Consider the following 6,505-nt stretch of genomic DNA (forward strand, 5'->3'; position numbering starts at 1 on the left):
TTGACCAAGATCATCGCGAATCGGCGGGATGTCCCATCCTCGTCGCATGGCACTTCGATCACGTTCACGCTCAGCCACTCCGACCAGCGGCCCCGGCCGTGGTCCCACCTCCGACGGCCGCATCCGCCACCGCCGGGGCATCGACGGCGGCCGTGTCCGCCACCGCCCGCCGGCGCCCGCCGAGGAACTGCGCCGCCGAGCGGAACTCCTCTTCGGCGAACGAGCCGTGCAATGGCGGGAGTCGGGAAACGGACCGCCGGAGGGGGAGGTGTCCGCAAGGACGGCGACCGCGACGGCGACCGAGGAGGCGACCGGGGCGGGGGCTGGGGCGGCGACGAGGGCAGCTACGGCATGGGTCACGGGCCCGGCGCCCGGACTGAGCCAGGCGAGGGCCGGGACGGCCACGCTCGCGCCTGCCGCGACCGAGCCACCGCACGCCGTACCGGCTGACGGGTCGACACCGACGCTGATGCCGGCATCGAGTCCGGCTCCGGCACCGAGCACCACCCACGACCCCGAACCAGCCGGTGCCATGGGCCCGTTGGAGCTGCCGGGCCCGGTTGGCCCCGGCTGGCGGGAGCGGGTCGGGCCGGCCTTGCGGGAGCGGATGCCGGTGTGGCTGCAGGCGCGGTGCGGGGTGGAGCGGCGGGGAGTCGTGGCGCTCGCCGTGGTGCTCGTGGCCGCCGCGGTGTTCGCCGTTCAGCACTTCTGGGCCGGGCGCACCGAGTCCGTGACCGCCCCTCAAGTGGTGCGCGCAAAGGCGCCCTACGCCAAGGCGGACACGCCCCACGCCGAGAAGGAAGGAGACGTGAAGGCCGGTGCGGGCGCGGGCGCCTCGGCGGCGCCGGGTGGACAGATCGTCGTGGACGTCACCGGCAAGGTCCGCAACCCGGGGCTGCAGCGGTTGCCGGCCGGATCCCGGGTGGCCGACGCGTTGCGGGCCGCGGGCGGTGTCCGTCCGGATGTGAGCACCGAGGGGCTCAACCGGGCCCGCTTCCTGGTCGACGGCGAACAGGTCGTCGTCGGCGCGTCCGCCGGGGCGGCGGCCCCACCCGGCCCGTCGGCGGGGCCGGCCTCAGGACCGGCGGGCGCGGGCCCCGCGGCACCCGTCTCCCTCAACACGGCCACGGCGGACCAGCTCGACGCGCTGCCGGGAGTCGGCCCCGTCCTCGCTCAGCACATCATCGACTACCGCACCCAGCACGGCGGCTTCCGCTCGGTGGACGAACTGCGCGAGGTCAACGGCATCGGCGACCGCCGCTTCAGCGATCTGCGGAAGCTGGTACGGACATGAGCCGCGCGATCGTCGACCGGAGGCCGGAGCCTGGGACGAGTGGCGTACCCGCGCGAGACCGGCGAGGTGGCGAGCGGTCAGGAGATCCGGGGGCCGACGGCGCCGTGGCCCGCGACACCGGGGAGGACGGGACCGCGGCCCGCGGCGACCGGGCGGGGCCCATGGACCTGCGCCTGGTGCCGCCCGCGCTCGCGGCCTGGGTCACGGCGGCCCTCACGCTGGACACCCCGGCGGGCTGGACGGCCGGGATCGCGGTCGCCTGCCTGGTGGGTGGGGTCGCTCTGCTGGCGGCACGGAGGTCGCCGCGGCCCGCACAGTCCGTACCGGCCGGGCCGCTGACGCGGAGAGCCCGGGCCGGGAGGCCGCTCGGGCGGTTCGACTGGGCCCGCGCCTCCGTCGCCGCCGTGCTGCTGTGCGTTTCCGCGGCGGCCGCCTCGGCCGGACTGCACGGAGCGGACCTGCGGCGCGGGCCCGTGCCCGAACTGGCCCGGCGGTACGCGACCGTGACCGCCGAGGTCGAGCTGAGCGGCGACCCCTGGCTGAGCCGGCCACGGGTGCGCGGCGATCACGCCGCGCCGCTGGCGGTACTGGCCCAGGCGGAGGTGCGGCGCGTCGAACAGGGCGACGGGACGAGCGTGCGGACGCGCACTCCGGTGCTGCTGGTCGTCGACACGGACGTTCCGGCACCGGAAGGGACGGCTGCTCGCAACGGCGCCTCTCCAGGAGAAGGAACGGGGGCGGGGCCCTCTGTCCCGGGCGCGCGGGGTGCGAAAGGCGCTCAGGGCGACCGGGGCGCGCGGGGGCCGCGGGGTGCGCCCGATGCATGGCTCGGGTTGTTGCCGTCCACACGGCTGCGGGTCAGCGGGCGGCTGGATCCCGCGCTGGCGGGCGGGGAACGGACCGCGGCCGTGCTGCGGGTGCGTGGCCGGCCCCGGCCGCGGATCGTGGCGGGGCCCAGCGGGCCGCAACGGCTCGCGGGACGGCTCAGGGCCGGACTGCGGGAGGCGACCGACGGTCTGCCGGGGGACGCGCGGGCGCTCCTCCCCGGGCTGGTCGTCGGGGACACCGCACGGATCACGCCCGAGCTGGACGAGGCGTTCAAGGACACGGACCTGACGCACACGCTCGCGGTGTCCGGCAGCAACCTCACCGTCCTGCTCGCACTGCTCATCGGGCCGCCCGGACTGGCCCGGCTCGTCGAGCGCCGTGGCCTCGCTCCCCGCCTCGGGCTCTCGCTGCGGGCGACCGCACTGCTCGCCGGAGCGCTCACGTCGGGATTCGTGGTCGTGTGCCGGCCCGACCCCAGTGTGCTGCGGGCCGCCGCCTGCGGTGCGGTCGGGCTGCTCGCCCTGGCCACCGGGCGCCGCAGATCCCTGATCCCGGCACTGGCCACGGCCGTTCTGCTGCTGGTGCTCTACGACCCGTGGCTGGCCCGCAGTTACGGCTTCCTGCTGTCCGTGCTGGCCACCGGCGCGCTGCTGGTCCTGGCACCGGGCTGGAGCGAGGCGCTGCGGCGGCGCCGGGTGCCGCCGAGGCTCGCGGAGGCGCTGGCGGCGGCCGCCGCGGCACAGGCGGTGTGCGCCCCGGTCACGGCGGTGCTGTCGGCGCGGGTGAGCCTGGTGGCGGTGCCGTGCAACCTGCTGGCCGAGGTGGCGGTGGCACCGGCCACGGTGCTGGGGTTCGCGGCACTGGCGACGGCGCCGGTGGCCATGGCGCCCGCCAAGGCACTGGCCTGGTGCGCGAGTTGGCCCGCCCGGTGGATCGCCGGTGTCGCGCGGACGGGGGCGGCGCTGCCCGGCGCGGGAGTGCAGTGGCCGGGGAGCTGGCCGGGCGCGCTGCTGCTCGCGGCGGTCATCGTGGCCGTCGTCCTGGCCGGGCGCCGGCTCATGCGGCATCCGTGGTGGTGCGGGCTGCTCGGAGTGCTGCTCCTGCTGGCCGTGGTACGGCCGGCGCCGCTGACCCGGGTGATCACGGGCTGGCCACCGCCGGGCTGGCGGTTCGCGATGTGCGATGTCGGGCAGGGCGACGCGACCGTACTGGCGGCGGGCGAGGGAGCCGGGGTGGTCGTGGACGCCGGCCCCGATCCGGTGCTGGTCGACCGCTGCCTGCGGCAGCTGGGCATCACACGCATCCCGCTACTCGTCCTGACCCACTTCCACGCCGACCATGTCGCGGGACTGCCCGGGGTGCTGCGGGGCCGTTCGGTGGCCGCGATCGAGACCACGGGCTTCGAGGAGCCCGCCGACCAGGCCGAGTTCGTCACGAGGGAGGCGGTGGCGCGGCACATCCCGGTCACGCGCGCCGTAGCGGGAGAGGAACGGCGTGCCGGAGCGCTGTCCTGGCGGATCCTGTGGCCCCCGCCGAGCACCCGCCCGCCCGGGGACCCGCAGACCCCCGCCTGGCCGGGCCCGGTGCCCGAGCCGGACGACCCGAACGACGCCAGCGTCGCGATGTTGGTGCGCTCGGGCGGGCTCCGGCTGCTGTTGCTGGGCGACCTCGAACCGCCGGCCCAGCAGGCGTTGGTGCGGTCACCGGCGGCGGCCGAGCTGGCCGGTGTGGACGTGCTGAAGGTGGCCCATCATGGCTCGGCCTATCAGGACCCGGAGCTGATACGGCTCGCGGCTCCCCGGGTGGCGCTCATCTCGTGCGGCGTCGACAACCCCTATGGCCACCCGGCACCGGCGACCGTGGCAGCGCTGCGGGAAGGCGGGGCGCTGGTGCTGCGCACCGACCGGGACGGGGAGCTCGCGGTCGGCGGGACGGGAGGGACGGGCGGGGAGTTGCGGGTGGCGAGAGACTGAGGGCCGCGCTTCGCCCAGACTGGGTCCATGAACCCAAGCCAGGTCGAGGCCTATCTCCGCCGGATCGGGGCCGAGCATCCGCAGGAGCCCACCGGCCGGGCGCTGCGCGAACTGCAGCTGCGCCATCTGCGGACCATCCCCTTCGAGAACCTGTCGATCCACCTGGGCGAGGAGATCGTGCTGGAGGAGGAGCGGCTGCTGGACAAGGTGATCGGACGCGTGCGGGGTGGCTTCTGCTACGAACTGAACGGTCTGTTCGGCGCGTTGCTCAGCGCGCTCGGCTACGAGGTCGAGCTGCTCGCGGCACGTGTGTACGGCGACGAGGGGCGGCTCGGCATCCCGTACGACCATCTCGCCCTGCGCGTGCGGACGGTGGAGGGAGGCACCTGGCTCGCGGACGTCGGTTTCGGGGCGCACAGCCACTGTCCGCTGAGGTACGCGGAGCGTGAGGAGCAGATCGACCCCGGCGGCGTGTTCCGGGTGGTCGAGGCCGGGCCGGACACGGCCGGGAAGAGCGGCGGCGGCTCGGCCGGGGAGGGGGACCTGGACGTCATACGGGACGGGAGACCGCAGTACCGGCTGGAGACGCGGCCCCGGGCGCTCGGGGACTTCGTGGCCGGGGCCTGGTGGCACAGCACCTCGCCGCTGTCGCACTTCACCCGGTCGCCGGTCTGCTCACGGGTCACCGAGGACGGGGGCAGGGCCACACTCAGCGGGCGGGTGCTGACGACGACGGCCGCCGACGGTGCGCGCGAGACGCGGGAGCTGGAGACGGACCAGGAGGTGCTGGCCGTGTACCGGGAGCGGTTCGGGATCGAGCTGGACCGCGTGCCGACCGCGCGGAACCGGGACCTGAACCCCTGAGCCGTCGAGGCGAGCATCCGGGGCGGACTGCGGATGCGGATCGCGCCGAAGGCCCTGACGTGTCCGTGTCCGTGCCCGTGCCCGTTCCCGAGGCATGCCGTGCCCGCTCCCGAGGCCTCACCTGGCGGTTCGGTCTCGTGTGATGCCGGAGAATGGGCCCGTGAGTGATGTGAGACACGTGCTGGTGCTGCCCGACCGGGATGCCGCCGAGGAGGTGGCCGGGGCGCTCGGGGAGCGGTTCGGGCTGGACGAGGAGCCGCGGCTCGTCCGGGACGCGCTGGCCGGCGAGGACGACGCCGAGGACGCGCAGTGGCTGGTGGTCCTGCGGGACGAGGACGCGCGGCTGGACCCGGCGGAGCTGGACGAGTTCGCAGCGGAGTGGGACGGCTGGCGCGAGGAGCCGTGACCCCGAGACGGACTCCGGGTCCGCTCCGGGACCGGTCGGGGTGCCGGGGCCGGTTCGTTGTCAGTGCCGCGTGGGATGCTGTCAGTGATGGCCAGGAAGACTGCGAATGACGACCCTCTCGCCCCGGTGACGCTCGCCGTGGGCCAGGAGGACCTCCTGCTCGACCGTGCCGTGCAGGAGGTGGTGGCCGCCGCCAGGGCCGCCGACGCCGACACGGACGTACGCGACCTCACCCCGGACCAGTTGCAGCCCGGCACGCTCGCCGAGCTCACCAGTCCTTCGCTCTTCGCCGAGCGGAAAGTCGTGGTCGTACGCAATGCGCAGGACCTGTCCGCCGACACGGTCAAGGACGTGAAGGCATATCTCGGGGCGCCCGCCGAGGAGATCACGCTCGTGCTGCTGCACGCGGGCGGGGCCAAGGGCAAGGGGCTGCTCGACGCCGCGCGCAAGGCGGGAGCGCGGGAGGTGGCCTGTCCGAAGATGACCAAACCGGCGGACCGGCTGGCCTTCGTGCGGGGGGAGTTCCGCTCCTTCGGGCGGTCGGCCACGCCCGAGGCGTGCCAGACGCTGTGCGACGCCATCGGCAGCGATCTGCGGGAGCTGGCCTCGGCGGTCTCCCAGCTGGTCGCCGACGTGGAGGGAACGATCGACGAGGCGATCGTCGGGCGGTACTACACCGGCCGGGCCGAGGCCTCCAGCTTCACGGTCGCCGACCGGGCCGTGGAGGGGCGTACGGCGGAGGCGCTGGAAGCGCTCAGATGGTCGCTGGCGACGGGCGTGGCGCCGGTGATGATCACCAGTGCGCTGGCCCAGGGCGTGCGGGCGATCGGGAAGCTGTCCTCCGCGCGCGGGGGCAGGCCGGCCGATCTGGCGCGGGAGCTGGGGATGCCGCCATGGAAGATCGACCGGGTGCGACAGCAGATGAGGGGGTGGACGCCGGACGGGGTCGCGGTGGCGATGCGTGCCGTTGCCGAGGCCGACGCCGGGGTGAAGGGCGGGGGCGACGATCCCGAGTACGCCCTGGAGAAGGCGGTCGTGACGATCGCCCGGGCAGCACGGTCGAGAGGCCGGAGCTGACCGCCGCCGACCTGGGCGGCCCAGCACCGACCCGGGGCTGATCGGCCGCCGCCCGGGGTGGAT

Annotated in this window: 5 protein-coding genes; all 5 read left to right on the forward strand. The window is 75.1% G+C overall.

Annotated elements, in window-relative coordinates; translation table 11 throughout:
- The first annotated feature begins 46 nt into the window (after nt 1–46).
- The 5 genes from ACWDEN_RS39055 (at nt 47) to holA (ending at nt 6,442) form a co-directional block, all read left to right on the forward strand.
- On the forward strand, nt 47–1,294 hold the full coding sequence (locus tag ACWDEN_RS39055; RefSeq protein WP_450862677.1) for a helix-hairpin-helix domain-containing protein: 1,248 nt from the start codon (nt 47–49) through the stop codon (nt 1,292–1,294).
- Nucleotides 1,295–1,455: 161 nt separating this feature from the next.
- Nucleotides 1,456–4,095 carry a ComEC/Rec2 family competence protein gene (locus ACWDEN_RS39060; RefSeq protein ID WP_450862720.1) on the forward strand — a complete coding sequence of 880 codons (2,640 nt, stop codon included), beginning with the start codon at nt 1,456–1,458 and terminating at the stop codon, nt 4,093–4,095.
- A 27-nt stretch (nt 4,096–4,122) separates the two neighbouring features.
- Complete coding sequence (locus ACWDEN_RS39065) at nt 4,123–4,959, forward strand: arylamine N-acetyltransferase family protein (RefSeq protein ID WP_450862679.1); 837 nt, start codon at nt 4,123–4,125, stop codon at nt 4,957–4,959.
- Nucleotides 4,960–5,119: 160 nt separating this feature from the next.
- Nucleotides 5,120–5,365 (forward strand): hypothetical protein, encoded by a 246-nt coding sequence (locus tag ACWDEN_RS39070; RefSeq protein ID WP_228620438.1) that lies wholly within the window; start codon nt 5,120–5,122, stop codon nt 5,363–5,365.
- Nucleotides 5,366–5,452: 87 nt separating this feature from the next.
- Complete coding sequence (holA, locus tag ACWDEN_RS39075; RefSeq protein WP_450862681.1) at nt 5,453–6,442, forward strand: DNA polymerase III subunit delta; 990 nt, start codon at nt 5,453–5,455, stop codon at nt 6,440–6,442.
- Nucleotides 6,443–6,505: the final 63 nt, after the last annotated feature.

This window comes from Streptomyces sp. NPDC001153 (assembly GCF_053598315.1).